The 26,970-nt window shown below is 53.8% G+C and carries 27 protein-coding genes; all 27 read left to right on the top strand.

What is annotated here, in order from left to right; translation table 11 throughout:
* Positions 1–52 precede the first annotated feature (52 nt).
* A complete protein-coding gene (locus tag BLQ99_RS00360; protein WP_093687014.1) occupies positions 53–1,330 on the top strand; it encodes a nickel-dependent lactate racemase family protein in 1,278 nt (425 codons plus the stop codon).
* Positions 1,331–1,532: 202 nt separating this feature from the next.
* A complete protein-coding gene (locus BLQ99_RS00355; RefSeq protein WP_093687012.1) occupies positions 1,533–2,786 on the top strand; it encodes a 3-isopropylmalate dehydratase large subunit in 1,254 nt (417 codons plus the stop codon).
* Positions 2,787–2,798: 12 nt separating this feature from the next.
* The gene (locus BLQ99_RS00350; RefSeq protein WP_093687011.1) at positions 2,799–3,302 is read left to right on the top strand and encodes a 3-isopropylmalate dehydratase small subunit; all 504 of its coding nucleotides are present in this window, start codon (positions 2,799–2,801) and stop codon (positions 3,300–3,302) included.
* Between the two features lie 112 nt (positions 3,303–3,414).
* On the top strand, positions 3,415–4,851 hold the full coding sequence (locus BLQ99_RS00345; protein ID WP_093687009.1) for an anion permease: 1,437 nt from the start codon (positions 3,415–3,417) through the stop codon (positions 4,849–4,851).
* 377 nt (positions 4,852–5,228) lie between these two features.
* Positions 5,229–5,915, top strand: coding sequence for a GntR family transcriptional regulator (locus BLQ99_RS00335; RefSeq protein ID WP_093687005.1), 687 nt, complete (start codon positions 5,229–5,231; stop codon positions 5,913–5,915).
* Positions 5,916–5,961: 46 nt separating this feature from the next.
* Positions 5,962–7,410, top strand: coding sequence for a gluconokinase (locus tag BLQ99_RS00330; protein ID WP_171904554.1), 1,449 nt, complete (start codon positions 5,962–5,964; stop codon positions 7,408–7,410).
* 20 nt (positions 7,411–7,430) lie between these two features.
* Positions 7,431–8,366: a phosphoglycerate dehydrogenase gene (locus tag BLQ99_RS00325; RefSeq protein WP_216093606.1), complete on the top strand. Its 936-nt coding sequence runs from the start codon at positions 7,431–7,433 to the stop codon at positions 8,364–8,366.
* A gap of 29 nt (positions 8,367–8,395) precedes the next feature.
* Entirely contained in the window at positions 8,396–9,286 is an 891-nt protein-coding gene (locus BLQ99_RS15105) for an SDR family oxidoreductase (RefSeq protein ID WP_342721884.1), read from the top strand.
* A gap of 350 nt (positions 9,287–9,636) precedes the next feature.
* Complete coding sequence (locus BLQ99_RS00315; RefSeq protein WP_093686997.1) at positions 9,637–10,344, top strand: L,D-transpeptidase family protein; 708 nt, start codon at positions 9,637–9,639, stop codon at positions 10,342–10,344.
* A gap of 134 nt (positions 10,345–10,478) precedes the next feature.
* Positions 10,479–12,431: a sigma 54-interacting transcriptional regulator gene (locus BLQ99_RS00310; protein ID WP_093686995.1), complete on the top strand. Its 1,953-nt coding sequence runs from the start codon at positions 10,479–10,481 to the stop codon at positions 12,429–12,431.
* A gap of 237 nt (positions 12,432–12,668) precedes the next feature.
* Entirely contained in the window at positions 12,669–13,928 is a 1,260-nt protein-coding gene (locus BLQ99_RS00305) for an SLC13 family permease (protein WP_093686993.1), read from the top strand.
* A gap of 28 nt (positions 13,929–13,956) precedes the next feature.
* Positions 13,957–15,219, top strand: coding sequence for a 3-isopropylmalate dehydratase large subunit (locus tag BLQ99_RS00300; protein ID WP_093686991.1), 1,263 nt, complete (start codon positions 13,957–13,959; stop codon positions 15,217–15,219).
* Positions 15,220–15,230: 11 nt separating this feature from the next.
* Positions 15,231–15,719 (top strand): 3-isopropylmalate dehydratase small subunit, encoded by a 489-nt coding sequence (locus BLQ99_RS00295; RefSeq protein WP_093686989.1) that lies wholly within the window; start codon positions 15,231–15,233, stop codon positions 15,717–15,719.
* Between the two features lie 11 nt (positions 15,720–15,730).
* Entirely contained in the window at positions 15,731–16,924 is a 1,194-nt protein-coding gene (locus tag BLQ99_RS00290; RefSeq protein ID WP_093686987.1) for a CaiB/BaiF CoA transferase family protein, read from the top strand.
* A gap of 13 nt (positions 16,925–16,937) precedes the next feature.
* Positions 16,938–17,855, top strand: coding sequence for a hydroxymethylglutaryl-CoA lyase (locus BLQ99_RS00285; RefSeq protein ID WP_093686985.1), 918 nt, complete (start codon positions 16,938–16,940; stop codon positions 17,853–17,855).
* Between the two features lie 346 nt (positions 17,856–18,201).
* A complete protein-coding gene (locus BLQ99_RS00280) occupies positions 18,202–19,230 on the top strand; it encodes a glycosyltransferase family 4 protein (RefSeq protein WP_093686983.1) in 1,029 nt (342 codons plus the stop codon).
* 107 nt (positions 19,231–19,337) lie between these two features.
* On the top strand, positions 19,338–20,534 hold the full coding sequence (gene wecB / locus BLQ99_RS00275; RefSeq protein WP_093686981.1) for a non-hydrolyzing UDP-N-acetylglucosamine 2-epimerase: 1,197 nt from the start codon (positions 19,338–19,340) through the stop codon (positions 20,532–20,534).
* A gap of 549 nt (positions 20,535–21,083) precedes the next feature.
* Positions 21,084–21,251 carry an anion permease gene (locus BLQ99_RS14695; RefSeq protein WP_143005849.1) on the top strand — a complete coding sequence of 56 codons (168 nt, stop codon included), beginning with the start codon at positions 21,084–21,086 and terminating at the stop codon, positions 21,249–21,251.
* A 3-nt stretch (positions 21,252–21,254) separates the two neighbouring features.
* A complete protein-coding gene (locus BLQ99_RS00270; protein ID WP_245690195.1) occupies positions 21,255–21,587 on the top strand; it encodes an anion permease in 333 nt (110 codons plus the stop codon).
* 224 nt (positions 21,588–21,811) lie between these two features.
* Positions 21,812–22,024, top strand: coding sequence for an AtpZ/AtpI family protein (locus BLQ99_RS00265; protein WP_093686979.1), 213 nt, complete (start codon positions 21,812–21,814; stop codon positions 22,022–22,024).
* Positions 22,025–22,030: 6 nt separating this feature from the next.
* Complete coding sequence (locus tag BLQ99_RS00260) at positions 22,031–22,435, top strand: ATP synthase subunit I (RefSeq protein WP_093686977.1); 405 nt, start codon at positions 22,031–22,033, stop codon at positions 22,433–22,435.
* A gap of 4 nt (positions 22,436–22,439) precedes the next feature.
* The gene (atpB, locus tag BLQ99_RS00255) at positions 22,440–23,120 is read left to right on the top strand and encodes a F0F1 ATP synthase subunit A (protein ID WP_093686975.1); all 681 of its coding nucleotides are present in this window, start codon (positions 22,440–22,442) and stop codon (positions 23,118–23,120) included.
* Positions 23,121–23,175: 55 nt separating this feature from the next.
* On the top strand, positions 23,176–23,427 hold the full coding sequence (gene atpE, locus BLQ99_RS00250) for a F0F1 ATP synthase subunit C (RefSeq protein ID WP_007289588.1): 252 nt from the start codon (positions 23,176–23,178) through the stop codon (positions 23,425–23,427).
* A gap of 72 nt (positions 23,428–23,499) precedes the next feature.
* Complete coding sequence (gene atpF / locus BLQ99_RS00245; protein ID WP_093686973.1) at positions 23,500–24,003, top strand: F0F1 ATP synthase subunit B; 504 nt, start codon at positions 23,500–23,502, stop codon at positions 24,001–24,003.
* The gene (locus tag BLQ99_RS00240) at positions 23,997–24,563 is read left to right on the top strand and encodes a F0F1 ATP synthase subunit delta (protein ID WP_093686971.1); all 567 of its coding nucleotides are present in this window, start codon (positions 23,997–23,999) and stop codon (positions 24,561–24,563) included. Before atpF ends, BLQ99_RS00240 begins: the two co-directional genes overlap by 7 nt.
* A 1-nt stretch (position 24,564) precedes the next feature.
* Complete coding sequence (gene atpA / locus BLQ99_RS00235; protein ID WP_093686969.1) at positions 24,565–26,106, top strand: F0F1 ATP synthase subunit alpha; 1,542 nt, start codon at positions 24,565–24,567, stop codon at positions 26,104–26,106.
* A gap of 6 nt (positions 26,107–26,112) precedes the next feature.
* A complete protein-coding gene (atpG, locus tag BLQ99_RS00230) occupies positions 26,113–26,964 on the top strand; it encodes an ATP synthase F1 subunit gamma (RefSeq protein ID WP_093686967.1) in 852 nt (283 codons plus the stop codon).
* Positions 26,965–26,970: the final 6 nt, after the last annotated feature.

Raw genomic sequence — 26,970 nt, 5'->3', positions numbered from 1 at the left:
ATGCTTGTGGCGCCAGTTTATTGACATGATTATCTTGTAAGGAGTGAGACAATTGGCTCTAAAACAGTATACTTTCAAATACGGACGCGGCAAGGTCAATTTTGCGGTAGATTCCGACCTTGTCATCGGTGAACTGACCATAAAAGACATGCCGGTACTGGCCGACCCCGCGGCGGCTATCCTGGAAGCCATCCGCAACCCCATTGGCGCCAAACCGCTACGGGAAATCGTTAAGCCAGGCGAAACGGTGGCCTTTATCGTTAACGACCCGACGCGGGTGGCCAACAGCCATGTCTTCATGCCCCTCTTGCTCAATGAACTCAATGCCGTCGGCGTACCCGACCAAGATATGTTCGTCATTTTCTCCCTCGGCACGCATCGGCTGATGACCGAGGAGGAGATGGTCGAGGCCGTGGGGCCGGAGGTGGCAAAAAGGGTCCGCATGTACAACAGCGACTGCCGTGACGAAAGCCAGTTCAAATATTTTGGGACCACTTCCCGCGGCACGCCGGTCTATTTCCATAAACTGGTGGCCGAGGCCGACCACATCGTCTGTACCGGCAGCGTCGTCCACCATTTCTTCGCCGGTTACGGCGGCGGCCGCAAAGCCATGCTGCCCGGCGTGGCCCTGTATGAAACCATCCGCAAAAACCACAGCATGATTTTTGATCCCAATGCCGTCATCGGCCGGCTCCATGGCAACCCCGTCTACGAGGACCAGGTGGAAGGCGTCGAGATGTGCCGTCCCTCCTTTTTACTTAACGTCGTGCTCAACGAGAAGAAGGAATTCCTGAAGGTCTTTGCCGGCGACTACATCCAGGCTCACCTGGAAGCCTGCAAATTTGTCGACGAAGTCTACGGCGTCAAGGTGGAAAAGGAGGCCGACCTGGTCATTGCCTCCTGCGGCGGCTACCCCAAGGACATCAACGTTTACCAGCTCCAGAAGACGATGGACAACGCCTGGTGCGCCGTTCGTGAAGGCGGGGTCGTCATTATCCTGGGCGAGTGCGAGGAAGGGTCCGGGTCGGCGCTGTACGAGAAGACCATGCAGCAGCATCGTACGCCCCAGGCGGTCGAAGAAGCGCTGCGGGCCAATTTCCAAATCGGCGCCCACAAGGCCTATGCCGTCACCAGGCTGATGAAGAAGGCCGAATTTATCCTTGTTTCCGGCCTGGATCCCGAACTGGCCCGGACGCTCTTATTTACTCCGGCCAAAGACATCGATGAAGCCCTGCAGATGGCGTACGCCAAATTAGGCCCCCGGCCCAGCATTACCCTTATGCCCCAGGGCAGCCTGACCGTTCCGCTGGCGGCCGCGCACTGCAAATAGGGTGGAAAGTGGAAGTCGGAAAGTGGTAAATGGAACCACAAAGAACACAAAGAGCGCAAAGGGCTACGCACGCGACATTTGTCGCGCTTGAATTGGTTCAAAAACCTTCTTTAATCGCTTGTGGTGCCAATTTATTGGTATGACTGCCTTCACGCCTGAATAACGGTAAAAACTATGCCTGATACGGGAGGAGAAAATTTACATGCACGCAATTGAGAAAATCCTGGCCAAGGCTGCCGGCAAGGACCATGTCACTACCGGTGAAATCGTCAATTGCAAAGTTGACCTGGCCGGCATCAATGATCTTTATCTCCAGACCATCCGCTCGTTCTACGAAATGGGCGGGAAAAAGGTTTTTGACCCTGGTAAAATTGTCATTTTCCTTGACCACTACGCGCCGGCCTCGACCATCATGCAGGCCGACAACCAGAAACAGTTCCGCGAGTTTGCCTGGGAGCAGGGCATCGACAAACTGATGGACGTCGACCAGGGGGTATGCCATCAGGTTTTGGCCGACAAAGGCCTGGTTTATCCCGGCATGGTGCTGGTGGTAACCGACTCCCACACCACCACTCACGGCGCGTTCGGCGCGTTCGGCACCGGCGTGGGCGCTACCGACCTGGCGACTATCATGATCACCGGCCACCTCTGGTTCCGCGTGCCGGAAATCGTCCGCATCAACCTGGAAGGCGAACTGCCGAAAGGCGTATATGCCAAGGATATTATTCTCAAGGTCATTGGCACGCTGGGCGCCGATTACGCCGTGTATAAAGCCGTCGAATTCACCGGCCCCGTCCTCAAGCAGCTCAGTGTATCGGAGCGCATGGCGCTGTGCAACATGACCACCGAGATGGGGGCCAAAACGTCCTACATCCAGCCCGATGAAATCACGCTCGCATATCTTAAAGACAGGGTTAAGGGCGACTACGAAATCTTCCATACCGACCCGGGGTACCAGTACGCCGCCGAGCATACTTTCGACGTGTCCGACCTCAAGCCGCAAGTGGCGGCGCCGCATAGCGTCGACAACGTCCACGACATTACCGAGTATATCGGCCGGCCCGTCCAGCAGGCTTTTCTCGGCACCTGCACCGGCGGGCGCGTCCAAGACCTGGCCGTGGCGGCCCAAATCCTCAAAGGCAAAAAAGTTCATCCCCGCACCCGGTTCATCGTCGTTCCTGCCTCCAAGGCCGTCTTTTTGGAAGCCATGGAAAAAGGCTACATCCAGACGCTGGTCGAAGCCGGCGCCACCTTTGTCACGCCGGGCTGCGCCGCCTGCCTGGGCACGCACCAGGGGATGCTTGCCTCCGGCGAGACCTGCATAACCGCGTCCAGCCGCAACTTCCCCGGCCGCATGGGCCACACCAAGGCCGAAATCTTCATCGGCTCGCCGGCAGCCGTTGCGGCCGCCGCCCTGGAGGGCAAAATCGTCGATCCGGCTAAATACTTGGACTAAGGGGTGCTGACAATGGAGAAAACGATCAGAGGAAGAGCCTTTGTTTATGGCGCCAACATTGATACCGACCAGATTTATCCCGGCCGCTACCTGGACCTGACCGACCCGGAAGACGTGGGCAAACACGCCATGGAAGGGGCCGATCCCAATTTTGTGAAAGAGTTTCGGCCCGGGGACATCATTGTGGCCGCGACCAACTTCGGTTGCGGCTCCAGCCGCGAACATGCCGTAGTGACGCTGAAAGCCGCGGGGGTAGGCTGTATCCTGGCCGACTCCTTTGGCCGCATTTTCTACCGCAACGCCATCAACCTGGGTATTCCTCTCCTGGTGTGCCCGAATATCAGCGCGATGGTGAAAAGAGGCGACGTCCTGGCGGTAAACATTGAGACCGGCGAGGTAGTAAACGAGACGACCGGCGCCACCGCCAAGGCGCAGCCGCTGTCCGACTATATTATGAACATCCTGGCCAGCGGCGGCATCAAACCGCTGATTAAAAGCAAATACGGTCAGGCGTAATAGACAACGATAGGCGGGGGCATATCCCCGCCTGTTATTTTCTACCAAAGATAGTTAGCTAAACATTTCAAAAGGACTGTCTTTTTGCCGGCGAGTTTGCTATAGTAAAAATATGGCACTATACATAATTTGCAAGGAGGTAGTATTCGTGAACAATCTTACTCGCGGACTTATTGTTCTTGCTGTCGGCGCCGCCCTTTGGCTGTGGCCCGTCCCGGCCGGCCTCAAACCACAGGCCTGGCATCTGCTGGCCGTCTTCGTGGCGACCATTTTGGGCTTCATCCTGCAGCCCCTGCCCATTGGCTCTGTTGCTTTTATCAGTATTACTTTTACCGCCCTGGCGGGCGTGCTCAAACCGGCCGAAGCGCTGTCCGGCTTCAGCAATACCACCATCTGGCTGATTGTCGCCGCTTTTCTGTTTGCCAAGGGTTTTATTAAGACCGGCCTGGGCCGACGCATCGCCTACATGCTCATCCGGGCCATCGGCGACAGCACGCTGAAACTGGGCTACACGCTGGCCCTCAGCGACCTCATTATCAGCCCGGCCACCCCGTCCAACACGGCTCGCGCCGGCGGCATCCTGTTCCCCATTGTTAAGAGTCTGTCGACGGCGTTCGGGTCCGAGCCTGGCCCTACCGCCCGCAAAGTCGGCGCCTTCCTGATGCAGACCGAGTATCAGGCCAATACCATTACCTCGGCCATGTTTATGACTGCGATGGCCGGCAACCCGCTTATCGCCCTCCTGGCGGCCAAAACGCTTAACATCCAGATCAGCTGGGGCCTCTGGGCGCTGGCGGCGGCGGTCCCGGGCCTTATCTCCCTGCTGGTCGTGCCGTACTTTTTGTATAAGTTCTACCCGCCGGAAATCACCAAAACGCCGGAGGCCAAGACGTTGGCCGCCGAGGAACTGGCGAAAATGGGCCCCATGTCCTGGGGAGAGAAAATCGTCGCCCTGGTCTTTGTCGGCGCGCTGGTGCTCTGGAGCACTTCCCAGTACACCAAACTGGACGCTACCGTTGTGGCCATGCTGGGCGTAGCGGTGATGATGATTACTAAGGTGCTCGAGTGGAAAGACATTCTTGACGAAAAAGGCGCCTGGGACACCATGGTGTGGATGGGCAGCCTTATCGGTTTGGCCGACTACCTCTCTAAATTAGGCTTTATTCCCTGGTTCGCCAAGACGGTCAGCGCCGGCATCGCCGGTATCCCCTGGATTCAGGCCTTCTTTGTCCTGCTGGTTGTCTACATGTACGCTCATTACGGCTTTGCCAGCCTGGTGGCCCACATCACGGCCATGTACGCCGCTTTCGCCTCGGTCGCCGTCGCCGCCGGCGCGCCGGCCTACCTGGTGGCGCTGGCGCTAGCCTTCATGTCCAACCTCTGCATGTCGCTAACCCATTATGCCGCCGGCCCCGCGCCCATTTATTTCGGCGCCGGCTACATCGACCAGGGTACCTGGTGGAAGCTGGGCTTCATTATCTCGGTGATCAACATGGTCATCTGGGTGGGCATTGGCGCTATCTGGTGGAAAGTCCTCGGCCTGTGGTAACAGGCGGAAAAAGCGAAGCGGCATTTCCTTGGTGGTCGGTGCGCTACGCAATAATGACTGTTGTGCTTGTTTTGCGGAGAGGGAAGGTATGGCATTGGCCATGCCTTTTTTATTTGTTCACGCGCGTGATGAAACGTGCAATCCATCGCCACAGGGGAAGAAAAAAATTTTTGTGAACGGCAGGAATTTTATTACATATGGCGAAGAAATATTTCGAATTTTTAATCTAAAATCTAAAATCCAAAATCTAAAATCTAAAAATGTTTGCCTATTTTACCTTCAATCACATATGCCTTAGTAAGCGCGTTTTCAGTTCTTGCATATGACCGGGCGCCCTGCTTTTAGTAAATCCCGATTAATGATTTAGCTTTAGGAGGATGAACGGCTTGAATACGATGCACTACCCGACCCAAACCCTGGTCGATGTGGCTTACAAAGCCTTAAAAAAAGACATTACGGAGAGAGTGCTTCTTCCTGGACAAAAAATTGTCATAAGAGAGTTGCATGAGCGGTACGGCATAAGCGAAACGCCCATTAAACAGGCGCTGAACAGAATGATAACCGAGGGCCTGGTGGAAAGCATTCCGCGCAAAGGCATCAAAGTAAGGGATATTAACTGGGATGATATCGCCGAACTGCTAGACATAAGGCTAATGATCGAAACCTATTACGTAAAACAAATAATGCACACCTTTAAACATGATGCAACAATCAAAGAAAAGTTTATTAATAACCTGAACGAGCATATGCGCATTATTGAACATGCTGTTGACCTTAACGACTACTTTCAAAATTATTATCTGGATCAGGAGTTCCATCAGCTGTTTGTCAACTGTTCAGGCAACAAAAGACTTATGCGGATCTACAGCAATTTAGGCACTCATTATTACGCCTATTATATCTATGGCCGGCAGAGCAAAGAAGAAACAATTGCCGGTGTCAAGGAACACGAGGCCATTTTCCACGCCCTTGTGGCCCAGGACGAGGACCAGGTGCGCAAATGCGTCGAGACCCACATCATAAATGCCAAAAATAAGATTTACCGCAACTTGCCCAAAGATTAAGCGACGGTTGGCTGCCTGGGGGATGGAAAAGGGAGGGAAACGGAGGATGCTGATCCTTGTATTAGAGGCATCAACCGCCGCGGCCAAGGCTATGTTGTACAAGAGCGGGGAAGGCGTAGTCGGAATATTGCCCCGAAATTATTCAGCCGATGCCGGCAACACCGTTACGCTTGATGCGGACAAAGTAGTGATGGAAACGCTGCTGGCGGGTAAACAGCTATTGGAAAAGACCGGTACCGACACGGTCGATATGGTGGCTACCTGCAGCATTTGGAGCCACAGTCTGGTAATGCTTGATAAAGATAAAAGGCCGATCGCGCCCTTATCTACCTGGGCCGATACCAAAGCGGCGCCAACCACCGAGAAGTACCGTAAAGACCGCAAGCTTTTCCTTTCGTTGTATAAGCGTACCGGCTGCCCGATTCACACTACATATACCTTGTGGAAATATGTGCATGAAAAGGAAACCGGCAATGCCGGCAAGGCTGCATTTATCGCGACGATGCCGGAGTACCTCTTTTTAAGCCTTACCGGCGAGTTTGCCGTTGCGAAAAGTACTGCTTCCGGCGGCGGCTTTTTGAACCTATACACCTTAAACTGGGACGAAGAAGCATTAAACATTGCCGGGGTCGAAGACAAAATGTTGCCCAGGCTGGTGGATTCGGAGTATCTGGCGCCGCTGGCCAGGGAAGCGGCGAACTTTTTAGGGCTCAAGGAGGGTACGCCGGTACTGATAACCGGTGCGGACGGGTGCATGAACCAGATCGCGGCCGGGGCCTTCAGCGATAATATCATGACCCTTTCGGTGGGAACCAGCGCGGCGCTGCGCCTGACCGTGGATAGGCCCATCCTGGCGGAGTATCCGTCCACGTGGTGCTATGTAGGGGTTGAGAATAAATGGATAGTTGGCAGTGCCACCGCCGGCGCCGGTAACTGTGTAGACTGGATCGGCAAAAGAATTCTTGGCTTAAACGGCGGAATAACCTTGCAAGAGTTGGACGAAGGCGCCCGCGGCGCCCTGACCAAAAAAGACGCTCCCATTTTTCTTCCCTTTCTGGCGGGAGAACGCTGCCCAGGCTGGGATGATAAAAAAAGCGCCGCAATGTTCGAATTAAGACTCGATAGCGATGTTTATGATCTTTACTATGCCGTGCTGGAAGGCGTGTTGTTCAATCTCAAGCAATGCTATGAGCTAACGGTGCCGATAGTAGGTCGTCCGCCAAAGTTTATAAGCATTTCCGGTGGGATTGAAAAATCACCGTTTTGGTTGTCGCTGGCTGCTTCGATATTTGGCCTGCCGGTTTATGTCGACGGTTTACTCCATGCCTCGCTCTTTGGCGCGGCCTATATGGGCTTAAAAGCAGCCGGCGAGATAGCTTCGGTAAAGGATATAAAACCCCTGTTAAAAACATGTTTTGCGCCTGATGCCGCGAAACAGGCGGTTTATGCAAAAAGGTTTGAAAAGTATTTAAAATACTACAGTATGCAGCAATAAAACGTAAGGGTGAAATAGTCTTGAAAATTCTGATTACTCCTAAATCCTTTGGGAACTACAGGGAAAAAACCTATCCCCTCTTAACCGGTGCCGGTTATGAGATCATTGAAAACACCACCGGCAGGACGCTTACCGAGGATGAGATTATAAAGCTGGCCAAGGATGACGTAGTTGGTATTATCGTGGGCATTGATCCACTAACTGCAAAAGTGCTGAAAAGCTGCCGGAAACTCAGAGCAGTGTCTAAGTACGGCGTGGGCATGGACAATATTGATCTGACCGCCGCCGAGAAACTGGGGATTAAGGTTAAAAACGCCGCAGGGTCCAATAGTGTATCTGTAGCCGAACTGGCGATTGCGCTAATGTTCGAGGCGGCGCGCAGGGTTGCGGTGATGAGCGCGACGGTAAAACTAGGCGGTTGGGACAGAGTATTAGGAATTGAACTCACGGGCAAAACGCTGGGACTCATCGGTTGCGGCCATATCGGTAAGGAAGTGGCCAAACGCGCCAAAGGCCTGTTAATGGATGTCCAGGTCTATGATCCGTACTTCGGCGACGAAGAATTTCTCGAAAAATACGCGGTTAAGCGGTGTGCTTCCCTAAATGAGCTATTGTCGACATCCGATATTGTATCTTTGCATTTGCCGCTTACCAATGAAACAAGGCATTTGATAAATTCCCGAACTATTCAGGCCATGAAAAAATCCGCCATTCTCATCAATACGTCCCGAGGGGAATTGGTTGACGAAGACAGCCTGTATACGGCCTTAAAAGAAAAAACCATTGCCGTTGCCGCCCAGGATGTGTTCTCGAAAGAGCCGCCGCTTCCCGGTGAGAAGCTGCTGACACTAACCAATTTTATTTTAACGCCGCACGCCGGCGCCTTTACCGCCGAGGCCGTCGAAAAGATGGCCATCTACTCGACCAAAAACCTTATTGAGATGCTAAAGCATTAGCACAAGTCAGGCAGGGACGGCCGGATGGCATAGCATGCCGCAGCCATGAATTTTGGCATGGGGAGGGGAGAGAGGCGACATACTTTATATTTATCACGTTTTTTATATTAATGCTGATGGGCATGCCGGTCGCCTTTGCGATTGGGATTTCCGGGATGATTTTTTTTCTGCAGCAGCCAACGTTGCCGCTCACCATTCCGGTACAGCTCGTTCTTACGCAAACCCAAAGCTTTGTCCTGCTGGCCATTCCGCTCTTCATGTTTGCCGGCAACTTGCTCAATGAATCGGGCATAACGTACCGGTTGATGAAGCTGTCGTCAGTACTGGCAGGGCATATGCGCGCCGGGGTGGCTCAGGTAAACACGGTACTTGCCGCCATGATGGGCGGTATCACCGGCTCGGCCATCGCCGACGCCACGATGCAAAGCCGCGTGCTGGGACCGGGCATGCTCGAGCGGGGCTACTCCAGGGGCTTCGCCGCAGGCGTTATCGGCTTCAACTCCCTGATCGTGACAATGATTCCGCCGGGCATCGTACAACAGATGAAAAAACAGGGGGGCGGCGTTATCGTAAATGTCGCTTCCGTCGCGGCCCTAAAGGGCATACCTGACCGCAGCGCCTACTCGGCCTCCAAGGGCGCGGTGGTGGCGCTTTCCAAGGCCATGGCGGCCGATTACATCAAGGACAATATCAGGGTTAATGTCGTCTGCCCCGGAACAACCGATACGCCTTCCCTGGAAGAGCGGATGCAGGCCAGTCCCGATCCGGCGGCGACCAGAGCGGCCTTTATTGCCAGACAGCCAATGGGGCGTTTGGGCAAGGCGGAAGAAATAGCCCATGCCATACTGTTTGCCTGCTGCGACGAGGCCGCTTTCATGAATGGAAGCGTCATTACGATTGACGGCGGGGCGACAATTTAGTGTTTGCGCGCCTGTTGCGCCGCAGGCATTCGGCAATGCCATTACTAACCTGGGTAGCTGCCCAGGTTTGTTTTTTTTCTTTAGCGACTTGTAGCTGCGGCTCACATTTACTTAGCAGCCATTTCCCAAACGCATAAAGAGCCTAGCGGTAATATGTCAATGGGCTGAAAATGAAAAAATGGAAAAAATGTTAACAACTTTTGCGATTTTGCTGAAAAAAGGGTACACCAAATAAACCTGCTTTTTAATGTAAAAAAATGCCAATAAAAAGCAGGAGGATTGAAATTATCCCTTGCCGCATATACGTGAAGCAAAAAGGTGTATTTTGGTTTAGTTGAGGAGGATTAGCCGTGAAAAAGTCCTTGGCGGGCAGGGAGAAGAAATTTTTTTTTGGCCTTGTCTTTGTTTTACTCCTGGGCTTATTGCTTGTTTCCTACGAAGTATATGACGAACTGGACTTAAGTTTAGCGGAAAAACAAGCGGCCAAACCGCCGCCCTCCGGCGAGATAAGTATTACCATAAAACTCAATTCCCGCTTGTTGGAGTTATATAGCGACGGGCAATTATATAAAAAGTACCGCATTGCGGTAGGTAAGCGCGAGTCGCCTTCACCCGTCGGTGAATGGATTATAAAAGATAAATTTTACAGCCCTAAAGAAATCCTCGGGACACGCTGGCTTAGCTTAGATGTTCCCTGGGGGTCTTATGGAATACATGGCACAAATCGTCCTTGGTCTATCGGGCAATTTGCCAGTAAAGGCTGTATACGGCTAAGAAACGCCGATATAGAGGAGTTGTATGAGTGGGTTCCGGTTAACACGCCCGTGAAGATTATCGGAAATCGGACGCGCGTGTTGCGTGAACTTAAACTCCATTCGGTAGGCCCCGACGTTGTATCATTGCAGCTTAGACTACAGCAGTTAGGCTTTTTCGGTGGTCGGGCCGACGGAAGATTTGGGAAGGCGACGGAAGAAGCGCTCAGAAATTATCAGCAGGAAAACGGGCTCGAGCCTACCGGCGTTGCCGATAAGAAAACGATTAGGGCGCTTAATTTGTGAAATTTCCCTGCGGTTTTATTATTGCCACTGCAAATACTACCGTCAAGGAAGGGATAAAATGGCTATAGACTGTGCTGTATTTAATAACCGTACCCCGGAAATTTAGCTATAATAGGGGTGGGAGGATGGTGCCCATGGAAAAAGCAAAACAGCCGGGCAATGGACGGCAAGCGGTTACGCTGGCGCTGATTTCCACCTATGAAGATATGGCTGAAATTTTTATCCGCATTACCGAGCAGGAAGGCCTTCCGGCCCATGTGGCGATTGCCGCTCTTGACCGGGCCGCGGCTGTAGCTCGGGAACTTGCACCACAAGTGGATGTGGTATTAAGCCGTGGCGGAACGGCCGAATATATTCGCGAAGCAGTTGATATTCCGGTTGTAGCCATTCCTATTACCCCCTTTGATGTGGTGCGGTCGGTTTTCCAGGCCAAGGAACTAGGCGGCCGGGAACTGGCCCTGTTCAATTACGGCAGCCGTCTTTATGGCGTTAGCGATATGGAGGCTATGCTTGGCGTCAAAATTCACGAATATACTTTTTTGTCAGAAGCGGAAATGGAGGAAGGGATTAAAGACGCCAAGGCGCGAGGGATACCGGTGGCGGTAGGCGGCATTGTTACGGTGGAGCTAGCGGCTAAACATGGCCTGAAAAGCGTGCTCATTCGCTGCGGCGAGGAAGCCGTTTACCGTTCGGTTTGTGAGGCCGTGCATGTTGCCGAAGTGCGTCGCCTCGAACGGGGACGAACCGCGCGGTTTCAGGCAGTGCTCGATTCAATTACTGAAGGGATCATCGTAACCGATGAAACCAACCGCATCACCATATTTAACCCGGCTGCCGCCCGCATCTTTCGGATGAATGCTGGTGCGGCCATCGGTAAGCCGGTTCAGGAGGTTATTCCTAACACCAGAATGCATAAAGTCCTCGAAAGCGGCAAACCGGAACTGGGTGTGCTGCAGGAGATTAACGGCGGCATCATTGCCACCAATCGGGTTCCCATTTGGTTAGACGGCCGGCCAATCGGCGTTGTCAGCACCTTTGAAGATGTAACAAAAATCCAGCACCTGGAACAAAAAATCCGGGAAAAGATACACGCCAAAGGATTTGTGGCCAGACATAAATTCGAGGATATTGTTACTGCCAATGAGGCAATGCAGGAACTGATCGAACTGGCCAGACTCTATGCGGGTACTGATTCAGCCGTCCTCATTCAGGGTGAATCCGGTACGGGCAAAGAAGTTTTCGCCCAAAGCATTCATAATGCTAGCCGGCGAGCCAGCGGCCCTTTTGTGGCCGTAAACTGCGCCGCCATTCCCGAACATCTCCTGGAAAGCGAACTCTTTGGCTATGAGGGGGGCGCTTTTACCGGTGCGCGGAAAGAAGGCAAGCCGGGGCTGTTTGAATTGGCCCACGGCGGTACAATTTTTCTCGACGAAATCGGCGAAATTGCTCCGTCGCTGCAGGCCAGACTGCTGCGAGTGCTCCAGGAAAAAGAAATCATGCGTGTTGGCGGCGATAAAATTATTCCCATCGACATTCGTATTATCAGCGCTACCAACAAAGACCTCAAGCGGCGGGTAGAGCAGGGAGAGTTCCGCGAAGACTTATATTATCGCCTCAACGTACTAAAAATCAGTTTACCGCCGCTGCGGGAGCGCCCGGAAGATATCCTTCCCCTGGCCATGTACTTTCTGCAAAAACAGCTGGGGTCCGGCGTGGATTACGAACAAGCGGCGCAGGAACTGGCCCCGTTGTTGAGGGCCTACAACTGGCGGGGCAATATCCGGGAATTGAGCAATTTCATGGAGCGGCTGGCCGTGCTGGCGGCTCATTTCCCCGCGCCCGCTTGGCGCGCCATGCTGCAAAAGGTCAGCAATACCCCGCTTACCGAGGATGATAGTATAACGGTCCGCGTCAATTTGTCCGGCAGTCTTAAGGAAGCAGTCAGCCAGGTGGAGAAGAAAATCATTGAGACCTTACTGGAAAAATCGGGTAAGGACTACGAGCAGGTAGCTAAACGATTAGGGATCGGCCGTACTACTTTGTGGCGCAAACAGGGCGGTACGGAGTTTCCAAAAATGAAAAAGTGATATTTAATTTGAAAAAAGATTTAAACTGCCTTACTGATGCGGGGGATTTTTGTAATCCACCGTTTTTTTATTTTCAAAAATAAAAAAGGACTTGTTCTGGCGTGCCTAAATTCGCTTTTTTCGGCGATGGCACGCTTTTTGCATAATTAAACGGCGGAGGTGAGAAGAGGGGGGACTTAAGCTGACGCACCAGACGATTTAGTGCCAATATTACGTTTCAGAAATGGAGGGGAAGTTGTGGACTTAGGATTATTGTCCTTGATTGCTTTGGTATTAGCCATTGCCATCGGTTTTTTCCGTAAGCTTAATACCGGTCTTATTGCCATTGCCTTTGCCTTTGTTATTGGCAAGATGGCGGGGTTTAAGGAAGCAGATATCATTAACGGCTGGAGTACGCAGTTATTCATGATGCTCCTGGGAGTGACTTTCTTGTTCAGTATCGCTCAGACAAACGGCACGCTTGAACTGTTTGCCCGCAAAGTAGTAGCCGTGGCCGGTCGTCAGACCCGTCTGATTCCGATTGCTATTTATTTACTTACCACCTTTCTCGCTGCTATTGGTCCAGGCACTATTCCTGTTATGGCATTGATTGCTCCCATCGGTATGGCTCTGGCTGCTGAACTGGGCATTTCGCCTTTGCTACTGGCGCCAATTGGCATTCTCGGGGCTGCCGCCGGCGGTATCTCACCTATTGCCCCCACGGGTATTATTGGCATTACTTTGGCCGCAAAACAGGGAATAACCGGTATTGACTTGCCGTACTTTTACAATTCTCTTATTGGTGAAACGCTGTTTGCCGCTTTCTTGTATTTTGTTCTTGGCGGCTACAAGATTAAGTCCGATAAAGTGCTAAAGCAGTCAGATCTTCCGGCCTTTAACCGCGACCAGCTCATCACCATGGCCGGTATCGTAACCATGGTAGTAGTCGTACTGCTGACTAAATATAATGTTGGCCTGGTTGCTTTTGTTACCGGCGTCGTGCTGTTATGGCTAAACGTCGCCGATGAGCGCAAGTCCATTGCCGGCATACCATGGGGGACTCTTATTCTGGTCTGCGGTGTTGGCGTCTTGATGAATATTGCCATAAAACTGAAAGGCATCGATATGTTGGCTCGCTTTTTAGCCACCTTCATGACACCGGCAACCGCTTCGCCGATCATCGGCCTGACAGCCGGTATCATGTCCTGGTTCTCCAGCACATCCGGCGTGGTTATGCCGACACTGATTCCGACTGTTTCGGCCCTCATTACGTCGCTAGGCGGCAATGTTTCGCCGCTGGACCTCGTTTCCGCCATCACCATGACGGCCCATACGGCCGGTATCAGTCCTGCTTCCACCGGCGGCGCTCTTGCCCTCGCTTCGTATGCGGCCAATGCGCACATTTCCGCTGCCGACCAAAACAAACTCTTTATCCAAATGTTCCTGGTGGCTGTAACGGGCGTAATTTTCATGACGTTGGTAGCGGCATCGGGTTTGTACCGTATCTGGGGCCTATAACCTAGCATATTGTTAAGGGAGGATTGCGATGGGTAAGACAATGTCTGAAAAAATACTGGCTAAGGCGGCGGGTGTGCCCGCTGCCACGGCCGGCGATATTCTATGGGTCAATGTGGATAAGGCGATGATGGACGACATTCTTGGTCCGCGGGTGGAAATCGCCGAAAAGATGAAAGAGATTAAAGATGAAGTGTGGGACAAAGATAAAGTGGTAATTATTTCTGACCACTATACGCCGCCGGCAACCATCAAGCAGGCCGAGATCGTCAAATTTACCCGTGACTGGGCAAAAGACCACGGTGTGGGCAATTACTATGAATTCATCGGTCCCTGTCACCAGGTCATGGTAGAGCATGGTCATGTTCTGCCGGGGACAGTGGTGCTGGGCACCGATTCCCATACCTGCATGGGCGGAGCGCTGGGCGCCTTTGCTAGCGGCGTTGGTTCTACCGAGATGCTGGGTATTCTATTGACCGGCAAAACGTGGTTGCGCGTGCCGGAGACGATCAAAGTGGAGTGGACCGGCCGGCTTCCCGACGGTGTCATGGCCAAAGACATGTCGCTTAAAACCATCGGGACGATCGGTCACGCCGGCGCTACTTACAAAGCGGTGGAATATGTAGGTGACGCCATTACCAACCTCTGCCTGGATGAACGGATGGCCATCACCAACATGGCTGTTGAAATGGGCGCCAAAGCAGGCCTGATGGCGCCTGACGCCAAGGTGGTGGAATATCTTAAGGCCCGCGGCATTACCGAAGGCTACACGTTATTTGCCAGCGACTCCGATGCTGTTTTCTGCGCAACCTACCGCTTTGATGCCAGCGAACTTGAGCCGGTTGTCGCCTGCCCACATGAAGTGGATAACGTCACAGAACTCGGTAATGTAAAAGGGCAGGTCATTCATCAGGCTTATATCGGTTCCTGCACCGGCGGACGGTATAACGACCTGGCAGCGGCGGCCCGCGTCCTTAAAGGGCGTAAAGTAGCCAACGGTGTGCGGCTGCTCGTATCGCCGGCATCGCATGAAACCTGGCGGCGCGCTGCCGCTGACGGTATTCTGTCCATACTGGCTGAGGCGGGGGCGATCGTGATGGCACCGACCTGCGGCGTGTGCGTAGGTCTGCACTCGGGCTTGCTGGCCGATGGCGAGTATTGTATTTCGTCGACTAACCGTAATTTTATCGGCCGTATGGGCAGTAAAAACGCTGGCATTTACCTGGCATCACCAATGGTGGTTGCCGCTAGCGCTATTACCGGCGTCATTACCGACCCGCGCGAATTTTTCTAGGGAGGGAGCTTATGAGCGCGATAGTACGCGGAAAAGTGCATAAATACGGTGACAACATCAACACCGATATCATTTCGCCGCCCCAGTACATGGAACTCAGTATTGCCGAGGCGGCAAAATATGCTATGAGTGCCATCGATCCCGATTTTGCCGCCAAAGTGCAAAAAGGTGACATTCTGGTGGCCGGGGCCAACTTCGGTTCTGGCTCGAGTCGCGAGACGTCGCCGCTAACGCTTAAGTACCTGGGGGTTGGCGCTATTGTCGCGAAATTTTTTGCCCGCATTTTCTATCGTAATGCCATCAACCTGGGCATTCCGGTCATTGAGTGTTCTGACGCCGATAAAATCCAAAACGGTGATACCATCGAGATCGACCTGGAGACCGGTATTATCCGCAATATTACGCGGCAAGAGACTTACCAAGGCACCAGAATTCCCGCCCATATTCTGGAACTAATTAATGAAGGCGGCTTGGTGCCATACCTGAAAAAGACGATTTAGGAGGATTAGTCATGGAATACCAAGGAGCGCTTCACGGAGTACGGGTTCTCGATCTGACCCGGGTCCTGGCCGGACCCTTCTGCACCATGATGTTAGCTGACATGGGGGCAGAAGTAATTAAGATTGAGGTGCCGAAAAAAGGGGACGACAGTCGCCAGTTCGGGCCCTTTGTCAATGGCGAAAGCTCGTATTACATGAATCTCAACCGAAACAAAAAAGGTATTACCCTTAATCTCAAAGGCCGGGGCAAGGAAATATTCCTGGAAATGGTGAAAAAGGCCGACATTGTCGTTGAAAACTACCGGCCGGGTACGATGGAAAAACTGGGTCTTGGCTATGAAGACCTGAAAAAAGTCAATCCCCGGCTCATTTATGGCTGCGTGTCCGGCTTTGGCCACTACGGACCATATAAAGACCGCCCAGGCTATGATATCATCGGTCAGGCTATGAGCGGCCTGATGAGCACCACCGGCTGGCCGGGCGGGGAACCTACCCGCACCGGCACGGCCATGGCCGACGTGCTTGCCGGCCTGTCGGTCACAATTGGCATTTTAGCTGCTTTGCGCTATCGCGATGTAACCGGAATTGGTCAGAAAGTGGATGTGGCCTTGGTCGATTCGGCCGTCGCCAGCCTGGAAATCATTAACCAGATTTACTTGGTGGAAGGACGTATTCCTCAGCGCATTGGCAACCGCTACGAGTCCACCTATCCCTATGATTCCTTCCGGGCTAAGGACGGCAGCTTGGTTATTGGCGCTGCCAATGACAAATTATGGCAAAAGGTATGTGAACTCATGGGTGATCCTGACTTAGCCTTCCGGCCTGAATTTGACAAGAATTACAAGCGTGTACAAAACCATGAAGAAGTGAAAAAGCTGGTTGAGGCCTGGACGATGACCAAAACGGTGGACGAACTCGTCGACGCGCTGCTCGCGGCCGGGGTACCGGCGGCGCCTATCAACACTATTGACAAGGTGGTAAATGATCCGCATATCGCCGGTGCCCGTGAAATGTTTATCGAAATCGATCACCCCAAAGCCGGCCGCATGAAGATTGCTGGCACGCACATTAAAATGTCCGACACCAAGCCCTGCGTTAGGACGCCGGCGCCGCTCCTCGGACAGCACAACGATGAAGTGTACCGCGACCTGCTTGGCTTAAGCGCCGACGAGATCGCAGCCTTAAAAGAACAAGAAATTATATAAGCTGGTGATAAGCATGATGGAATTTCCTGCCCGCGTCGAGGTAGTGGAAGTCGGCCCCCGCGACGGCTTTCAAAATATCAAGACCTTTATTCCTACAGCAATGAAACTGCAAGTGATTGAGCAGCTGATTGCTGCCGGGGTGCGTAAGATGGAAGTCACGTCTTTCGTTCACCCCAAGGCCATCCCTCAGATGGCTGACGCCGCTGAAATTGCCGAAGCGGTCTGCGCCAAGCATCAAGGTACTGATTTTGTCCCCCTGGCCTTGGTACCCAACCTGGTGGGGGCCAAGAACGCCTACCGTTGCGGTATCCGTGAAGTCGCTTACGTTACCTCGGCCAGTGAACAGCATAACCTGGCAAACATCAACCGTACCCGCGAGCAGTCGCTGGCCGAACTGGCCAGTATCACAGCCGAACTTCCGGACCTGAAGGTGCGGCTCGATGTGGCTACCGCCTTCGGTTGCCCTTTTCAGGGCCGGGTAAACGAAAACTTGGTGCTCAGTCTTATCGAGGCAGGTCTGCAGCGGGGGGTGGCCACAGTTGTACTCTGCGACACCATCGGGGTGGCCAACCCAAAACAGGTGTATAATTTGGTGCGGGCCGTGCGGGCCGCTTTTCCGGACGTACCACTGGGTCTGCATCTCCATGACACCCGCGGTATGGGCCTGGCCAATACGCTGGCCGGATTGGCGGCCGGCGTGACCATGTTCGAAACATCGGTCGGCGGTCTGGGCGGCTGTCCTTTCGCGCCCGGCGCTGCCGGCAATACAGCTACCGAAGACATGGTAAATATGCTCCACGCCATGGGGGTTGATACCGGCATTGACCTCGACAAGTACCTTGCCGCCGTACAGACAGTGCGCGACCATATCCAGCCGGAACTGACAGGGCATATGGTAAAAGCTTGCAAATATGAGAATTTATCGGAGTAGCACAAAAATAACTCGCTGCTTTAAAGCGGCGAGTTATTTTTGTGCTTAGCCAAGTCTTGACGCAATCTCGCCGCGCCGGCCCAGGTGACAAGCGGTGCTAATTGTGGTACAATGGCAACGGATGATTTAAGCTGCGGCGCTTAGCGGCGGATGAACGTGCCATGCTGTCTTTTTTGATGTATATAGTTATTGGTTATGAAAATAATAATTTTTAAGAGATATTTGGCGGTTAACCGCCGTTTGACACAGTTAGCCGGCGCGGAGTACAATATTCCTGTTTGTTGGAATTTCGCCGTCATTAAGTGGCACTTAAGAAAGTGGCCTTACTAGAAACGGGGTGTTCGCAGTGCAGACATACGTTGTGGCCTTTACCGTAGCCTTGGTTGTAGCTTATTTTGTGACGCCGCATGTAAAAGAACTGGCAATAAAGGCGGGAGCGCTCGACGCGCCCGATGCCCGTAAGGTGCATACCCATCCCATTCCGCGTATGGGCGGACTGGCCATTTATCTCGGGTTTGTCCTGGCGGTGCTGGCCAGCATGCATATTAACCGGGAAATCATGGGCCTCTTGATGGGCGGTACGGTGATTTTGGTTGTCGGGATTATCGATGACCTTAAGCAATTGCCGGCGCGGGTGAAACTGCTGGGGCAGATTGTGGCCGCGATGGTGCTGCTTTTGTTCAACGTGCGCATCGAATGGTTGACCAACCCCTTCGGCGACATGATTTATCTCGATTATTTCTCCATCCCGCTTACCATTTTATGGGTGGTCGGGCTGACTAATACCGTAAACCTGATTGACGGGTTAGATGGGTTGGCGGCAGGCGTTTCGACCATTGCCTCCATCACCATCCTGCTTGTAGCCCTGCAGCAGAATTTCTGGACGGTAGCGATTTTGACCGCCGCCCTGGCCGGCAGTGCGCTCGGCTTTCTCCATCATAACTTTAACCCGGCGAAAATTTTCATGGGCGATACGGGCAGCATGTTTCTCGGCTATATGCTGGCGGCCGTGTCGATTCTCGGCACGGTGAAGAGCGCGGCCACCATTGCGCTGGTTGTGCCCATTGTCGCGCTGGGACTGCCGATTATGGACACCGCTTTCGCCATTATTCGCCGTTATTCCAGCGGACAACCAATCTTTAAGCCGGACAAAGGGCACTTGCACCATCGACTTCTGGCCATGGGCTTAACCCAGCGGCAGGCGGTGCTCTTGATGTATGTGATCAGCGGCTGCCTGGGACTAAGCGCCATCGCGCTTACGGAAGTGAACAAGGTCATAGGCATGCTCATCATTGTGGTGCTGCTGGCGGTGGCGTTCTTTGGTGCAAAGAAAATCGGCGTCTTAAAAGACGTAGACTCGGTAAAAAGCCATTAGTGGAACAAAATGGGCGGGCCTGGGGCCCGCCTGTTTGATTGTGGAAAAGGGAAAGCGGAAAGTGGATAATGGAAACGATAAAAAAGCGGTTTGGAGTGTGATGCAGATTGTCGCCCATCAAAGTCATGACTGTCTTTGGCACCCGGCCCGAGGCCATCAAAATGGCACCGGTGGTGCTCGAGCTTGGTAAATATCCTGAGCTGATTACGCCGGTGGTGGCCGTTACGGCCCAGCACCGGGAGATGCTTGACCAGGTGCTGCATCTTTTCCGCATTCAGCCTCACTACGATCTGGATATTATGTCCCAGGGGCAGACGCTGTTTGATATTACCTGCCGGGCTATGCAGGGGCTCAATGAAGTGCTGATGCGGGAAAAGCCGGACATCGTTTTGGTTCACGGCGATACGACCACGACTTTTGCCGGTGCCCTGGCCGCCTTTTACCATCAGACGGCGGTAGGCCACGTCGAGGCCGGCCTCAGGACCTGCCATAAATATTCGCCCTTTCCGGAGGAAATGAACCGCAAATTGACGGGGGCGCTCACCGACCTTCACTTTGCTCCGACGGCCACGGCGCGGAACAACCTGCTGCGCGAAGGCGTGGACGCCGACGCGATTTTCGTAACCGGCAACACGGTCATCGACGCCCTGATGGCTACGGTGGCCAAAACGTACCGCTTTACCGATGCGGACTTGGCCAAAATCGGCGAAGCCGGCCGGCGGGTGATTTTGGTTACGACTCACCGCCGGGAAAACCTGGGCGAGCCTATGCGGCAGGTGTACCAGGCCCTGCGCGATATCGTGGCCCGCTATGACGACGTGGAAGTTGTCTTCCCGGTCCATAAAAATCCCTTGGTGCGGCAGGTAGTGAACGCCGAGCTGGGCGGCGTCGACCGCGTCACCCTCATTGACCCGCTGGATTATCAGCCCTTTGCCAACCTCATTGCCCGTTCGCACCTGGTTCTCACCGATTCGGGCGGCATCCAGGAGGAGGCGCCGTCGCTCGGCAAACCGGTCCTGGTGCTGAGAGACACTACCGAACGGCCAGAGGCTATCGCCGCCGGCACCGTCAAGTTGATCGGCACCGACCGCGAGCGGGTATACGCCGAGACGGAACGCCTCTTAACCGATAGCGCCGAATATCATCGTATGGCCACCGCCTGCAACCCCTACGGCGACGGCAAGGCGGCGGGGCGGATTGTTGAGACCATTTTGTGGCGGTACGGCTTACGCAGCAGCCCGCCCCGGCAGTTTGACTGCCCCGCGCCGGGGTTGGCCGCGGCCGCGCTGACCAAGGATAAGTAAGCAAGGAAATTAAGGCTGCCCGTGTATTACGGGCGGCTATTTTACTACCGCAAAGATATTCATGCCAATAAATTGGCACCACAAAGCATGAAAAGTAAGTTTATGAACTAATCTCGCGCGACAACTGTCGCGCGCGTAGCCCTTTGCGTTCTTCGCGGCCTTTGCGGTTTTACGCTTTTCAGGGTAGTGCACGAAGAGCACGAAGTTGCGTAAAGTCTTTTTCTTTTTTGGCGCGCCATGCCTCGCGCCCGCTATACCCTTTGCGTCCTTAGTGCCCTTTGCGGTTTCGTTAAAAAGGCGCGCTAGCGCTTTTGTTCTTTTGCTTTTGGCGATGAGAACAGATGGCGTGGGGCTTGGGGGTTCAGCGGTTCGGCGGGGAATATATCGCAATTATCTTGATTATTGGCCTGAATAATCGTAAACTAAAAAGGAATGTGTGCGTAAATTTGATATTTTCCAATTTTTTCGCAGAGGTGGTGGGATAGGCAACGGATAAGTTTGACTATTAAAGCTGTATTTGTTTTGTTTTTGCATGGGGGGAGGAATTAAATGCTTAACAATCGTTTAGTAAGGCTGCTTATTCCTGTTGCGCTGGCCGGCATTTTCTTCCTGACGCCGGCCCCGGTTGGTTTAAAGCCGGCCGCGTGGAAACTGTTCGGTATTTTCATCGCCACTATTGTCGGCCTTGTCGTCCAATCACTGCCGGAAGCGGCCTGACTGATGGTTACAATGACGGCTGCCGCAGTCTTGGTAGTCCATTATTTATTTGCCTCGCTCGTCGGTTATGTCGCTTCGTTCGCCCCGCTGGCCTACTCGGTGATTGCCGCTACTGACGTGCCCCGTTATCCGGCGGTGTTTTTGGTCCTTTTCCTTATGGTTGTTTCCTCCACGCTTACCCATTATGGCAACGGCGTTGGCCCCATTTTGTTTGCCAAGGGTTATAACGATAAAAAGTCGTGGTGGAGCATTGGTTTGCTTGTAACCGCACTGCATACCGTGATCTATTTAACAATTGGTCTGGTTTACTGGAAATTTATTGGACTGTGGTATTAAAAATATACCTACCCCTGGCTGACCGTTGGCAGCCAGGGGTTTAATGCAACTTAGGCCTACTTTCCTTAAAGTGCTATATTTTATCGAAAAAAAGCAGGATTAACTCAAATTGTGACGAATAAAAATAATCTGCCATATAGTTTGGCGGACAAAAGGGATTGTCTTAAATTACCGGATATAGGGCATAATATCTTGCGTAATCCCATCGCACGAGGTGCAAGCACATGGAGGACGACGACAAGCGCCAGCTATTTTCCGCCTTGGGACTGGCCGGAACCATTGGCCTACACATGGCTGTATCGGTGGCGGTAGGCCTTTTCGGGGGACGGATGGTGGACAACTGGCTCGCTACCTACCCGTGGGCCACTGTGGCTGGCATCGTCCTTGGCATGATTTCCGGCCTGTGGAGTACATATAAACGGATTGTGGGAAAGTAGGGTTTTATGCGGGAATACGCCATTGAAGCAAGACGCACGCTGCTGCAAATCGCCGCCCTGGCGCTTTCGGCCATCGGCTGCGCCCTGTTGGCCGGACGCGCCGATTGGGCCCGCGGTTTGGCCTTCGGGTCAGTGGTGAGCGCTATTTATTTTTGCCTGCTGTGCTACCGGGTGCGCCGCAGCGCGGAAATGCCGGCGGCCAAAGCGGTGGCTTACATGCGGTCAGGCTGGCTGGTGCGCCTGGTGTTTATTTCCCTGGCGCTTGTTCTGGCTCTCAAGCTGACAACCGTCAACTTCTTAGCGGCTGTGACGGGATTATTTTCCCTTCATATAGTCATCTTTTTGAATGCCGCCGTTCTGGTAGCTAAAGAGATGCTTAGCAGCAACCGACAATACGCAAGAAAGGGGTGAAGGTATGGGACATGGTGGAGGGCATGAAATTGGCGGTCACAAAGTCGCTTATTTTGCCGGTCTGGCGTTCAATATGGATACGCTGTATATGACCTGGCTGACAATGGCCATTGTCATCATCCTGGCCGTTCTGGCCACGCGGCGCTTAAGCCTGGTGCCCAGCGGCTGGCAGAACGCGCTGGAAATGGTGATATTGGCCCTTTTAGAGCAAATTGAGGCCGCCATGGGACCGAAAGGCAAGAAATTGGCGCCGCTGCTCATCACGCTATTCCTCTTTTTACTGGTAGCGAACGAGCTGGGGCTTGTACCCGGTTTCACGTCGCCGACTAACGACCTCAACACCACCCTGGGGTTGGCGCTGTTGGTCATCGCTGTCGTTCATGTCGCCGGAGCTGCTAACAAAGGACTTTTCAATTATCTCAAGCACTTTCTGGAGCCGAACGTGCTGTTTTTGCCGATCAACATCATCGAAGAGGTGTCCAAGCCTGTAACGCTTTCTTTCCGTTTATTCGGCAATATCCTCGCCGGGGAAATTCTGATAATCATTCTGGGGATTTTAGTACCGTATGTCATCCCCACGGCTTGGTTGGCATTCAGCGTTTTCGTCGGCATTGTCCAGGCGTTTATCTTTACCATCCTGTCGATGTCGTACATTTCCAATGCGTTAAAAGACGACCACCATTAACCAATAACATCAAGCAAAAACACATTTTTTTAAATAGCTGAAGGAGGAGTTCATTGTGGAACACGCCATCATTGTTGCTGCCTCTGTAATTGCCGCTGCGCTGGCCATCGGTCTGGCCGCTTTTGGCGCGGCCATGGGTGACGGCCAGGTAACGGCCAAGGCAATCGAGGGCATGGCACGACAACCGGAAGCCAAGGGTACGATTCTGGTCAACATGCTCATTTCCGTGGGCTTGATCGAGTCTATTCCCATTATTGCCGCCGTTATCGCCATCGTGCTGGTCTTTGCCAATCCGTTTATCAAGTAATTGGGCGTAGATCGGGCGACGGAAAGTTTTTCCGTCGCCTCCCTTACACGCCGGAAAGAGGAGGGGCCCTCGTTGGTTGAACTCAACGCGACACTAATCGCGCAAATTATAAATTTTCTTATTCTGGTGGCCATCCTGACCAAGGTGGCCTATAAACCGCTTATGCAGGCTCTGGCCGACCGGCAGGCCCGCATTGCCGACAGCATTGCGGCGGCCGACCGGGAACGGGCGGCGGCGGAAGAGCTTCGCCGCGAGTACCAGCAGCAGCTCACTGAGGCCCGTACTCAGGCGCAGGCCATTGTCGAAAAAGCAATGAAACTGGCGGAGCAGACCAAAGAGCAAATTTTGGAAGAGGCCCGGGCCGAACATGCCCGGTTGCTCAAGGAAGCGCAGGCCGAGATTGCCCGTGAGCGCGAGCGCGCCCTTGCGCAGATGAAAAACGAAGTGGTGTCTCTGTCGCTGGCCGCCGCTACCAAAATTATCGGCCAAAACCTGGATGAAAAAGCCAACGCCAAGCTGGTGGAAGATTTTATCGACAAGCTTGACCGGCAAAAAATAGGTGGTATGCCATGCTAAAGAGCCAGTTGGCGCTGAAATACGCCCAGGCCATTTTTGAACTGGCCCAGGAAAAAGGCATGCTGGACGAGGTGGAAAAACAGCTCACCCTGGTAGAAAGCACAATTTCCGGCCATGACGACCTGGCCACCCTGTTTTATCACCCGCGCGTGCCGGCGGAAGCGAAAAAGGAAATCATTCGCCAAGTTTTTGCGAGCGAGCTGACCGAATATGTCCGCAACTTTCTCCTGCTGCTTGTTGACAAGCGCCGGGAGACGGCCTTGCGCGCCATTGTCCACGAATTTATCCAGTTAGCCAATCAGGCCCGTAATATCGTTGAAGCCCAGGTCACGACCGCCAGGCCCCTCAGCCCTGAGCAAAAGCAGGCGCTGGCGGCCAAACTCAGCGCCGTGACCGGCCGCAATGTGGTCCTTAAAACCGCTGTGGACGACTCCATCCTCGGCGGTGTTGTCGTAAAAATTGGCGACAAGCTGATCGACGGCAGCGTGGCGCGTCAGCTCACTTCGCTGAAGGCGGCGCTGCTTAGCACTGAACTGACTAAGATTGGGGTGACAGACTAGCATGAAGATGAGGCCAGAAGAAATAACGGCTATCATTAAGCAGCAGATAGAGCGCTATCAGGTGGACCTCAATGTCGATGACGTCGGCACGGTCATCGAGGTGGGCGACGGCATCGCCCGCATTCACGGCCTCGAAAAGGCCATGGCCGGCGAACTCCTGGAATTTCCCCACGGGGTATACGGCATGGTGCTCAACCTGGAGGAAGACAGCGTCGGCGGCGTGCTGCTTGGTGGCGAAACGTTCATTAAAGAAGGCGACACGGTGCGCCGCACCGGCCGGATTATGGAAGTGCCGGTCGGCGAGGCCCTGATTGGCCGGGTCGTCAATCCGCTGGGCCAGCCGCTGGACGGCAAAGGCCCTATTAATGTTACCGAGCACCGTCCCGTCGAATATCGGGCGCCCGGCATCGCTGACCGGCAGTCGGTAAAAGAACCGCTGCAGACCGGCATTAAAGCGATCGATGCCATGATCCCCATCGGCCGCGGCCAGCGGGAATTGATCATCGGCGACCGCGGCACCGGCAAGACGGCCATCGCCGTCGATACCATCATCAACCAAAAGGGCCAGGGCGTTATTTGCATTTATGTCGCCATTGGGCAAAAAGCGTCGACGGTGGCCCGCGTCGTGCGGACGCTGGAGGAAGCCGGCGCCATGGATTATACCATTGTCGTTGCCGCTACCGCCGCCGACAGCGCCCCGCTGCAATACCTGGCTCCCTATGCCGGCGTCGCGATGGGTGAATACTTCATGTACAAGGGCGGCCATGTGCTGTGCGTATACGACGACCTTTCCAAACACGCCCAAGCCTACCGGGCCATGTCGCTGCTGCTCCGCCGTCCGCCCGGACGGGAAGCTTATCCCGGCGACGTGTTCTATCTCCACTCCCGTCTGCTCGAACGGGCCGCAAAACTGTCCGACGCGCTTGGCGGCGGCTCCATCACCGCCCTGCCGATTATCGAAACGCTGGCCGGCGACGTGTCGGCTTACATTCCCACTAACGTCATTTCGATTACGGACGGCCAGATTTTCCTCGAGAGCGAGCTGTTTTACTCGGGTATCCGGCCGGCGATCAACGCCGGTATCTCCGTATCCCGTGTCGGTGGGGCGGCGCAAATTAAAGCGATGAAGCAGGTTGCCGGCCGTCTGCGCCTGGATATGGCCCAGTACCGCGAGCTGGCGGCCTTCGCGCAATTCGGCTCCGACCTGGATAAAGCGACCAAGGCACTTATTGACCGTGGCCAGCGGACGCTGGAAATTCTTAAGCAGCCCCAATACGCGCCCATGCCGGTTGAGGAGCAGGTTATGGTCATTTACACCGCCGTCAACGGGTACCTTGATGATGTGGCCGTCTCGGATGTCACGAAATTTGAGCAGGATTTCTTAAAGTTCATGCGCGCCAACTATGCGGAGATTGGCAAGACGATCCGCGAGAAGAAAGTCATTGACAGCGAAACCGAAGCGGCCCTGCAAAAGGCCATCAAGGAGTTTAAAGACACCTTCGTGTCCATCAGCCAGGAAGGCGCCGCCGGCGCGGCGAGGTGATGACAAATGCCTAGCGCAAGGGATATCCGGCGCCGCATTAAGAGCGTCAAAAACATCCAGCAGATTACCAAGGCCATGAAAATGGTGGCTGCGGCCCGGCTGCGCCGGGCCCAGGAACGGGCCGCCGCCAGCAAGCCTTACACCCAGAAAATCCGGGAAGTGCTGGCTAGTGTTGCTGCCAGTACCCGCGACGCCAGCCATCCGCTGCTGGCGGTGCGCGAGGTAAACCGCATCGGCTATCTCATCCTGAGCGCCGACAAAGGTCTTGCCGGCGCCTACTCGGCTAACCTTATCCGCGAGGTACTGCCCCAGGTTCGCGGCAAAGACAACATCGGGATGGTTATTGTCGGCCGTAAGGCGCGCGATTATTTCAAGCGCCGCGGCTACACCATTGACAGCGAATATATCGGCTTTTCGGAAAAGCCGACCTACGACCACGCGGTGAAAATTGCCAAGGAACTCTCTAGCGCCTTTATTTCCGGGAAATATGACGAAATCCGCCTGGTTTACACCCAGTTCTTTTCACCGATCAACCAGAAACCGACAACCGTCAGATTGCTGCCGCTTACCGATACGCCGGACGGCGGTGAAGCGGCGCAGACCGAATATATTTTTGAACCGTCGGCGGCAGAAGTTTTGGACCTGCTGCTGCCCAAGTACCTGGAGACGGTGATTTACAGCGCCCTGCTGCAAGCAGCGGCGAGCGAGCTCGGGGCCCGGATGACGGCCATGAGCTCGGCCACCGACAATGCCCAGGAACTTATCCAAAAACTCATTCTCAATTACAACAAGGTCCGCCAAGCCACCATCACCCGCGAGATCACCGAAATCGTGGGTGGCGCCGAGGCACTAAAGTAGGAGGGG

It is taken from the genome of Sporolituus thermophilus DSM 23256, assembly GCF_900102435.1.
GTDB classification, from domain to species: Bacteria; Bacillota; Negativicutes; order Sporomusales; family Thermosinaceae; genus Thermosinus; species Thermosinus thermophilus.
The sequence above is the reverse complement of the archived record's forward strand: the minus strand, read 5'-3'. Positions and strand labels throughout refer to the sequence as shown.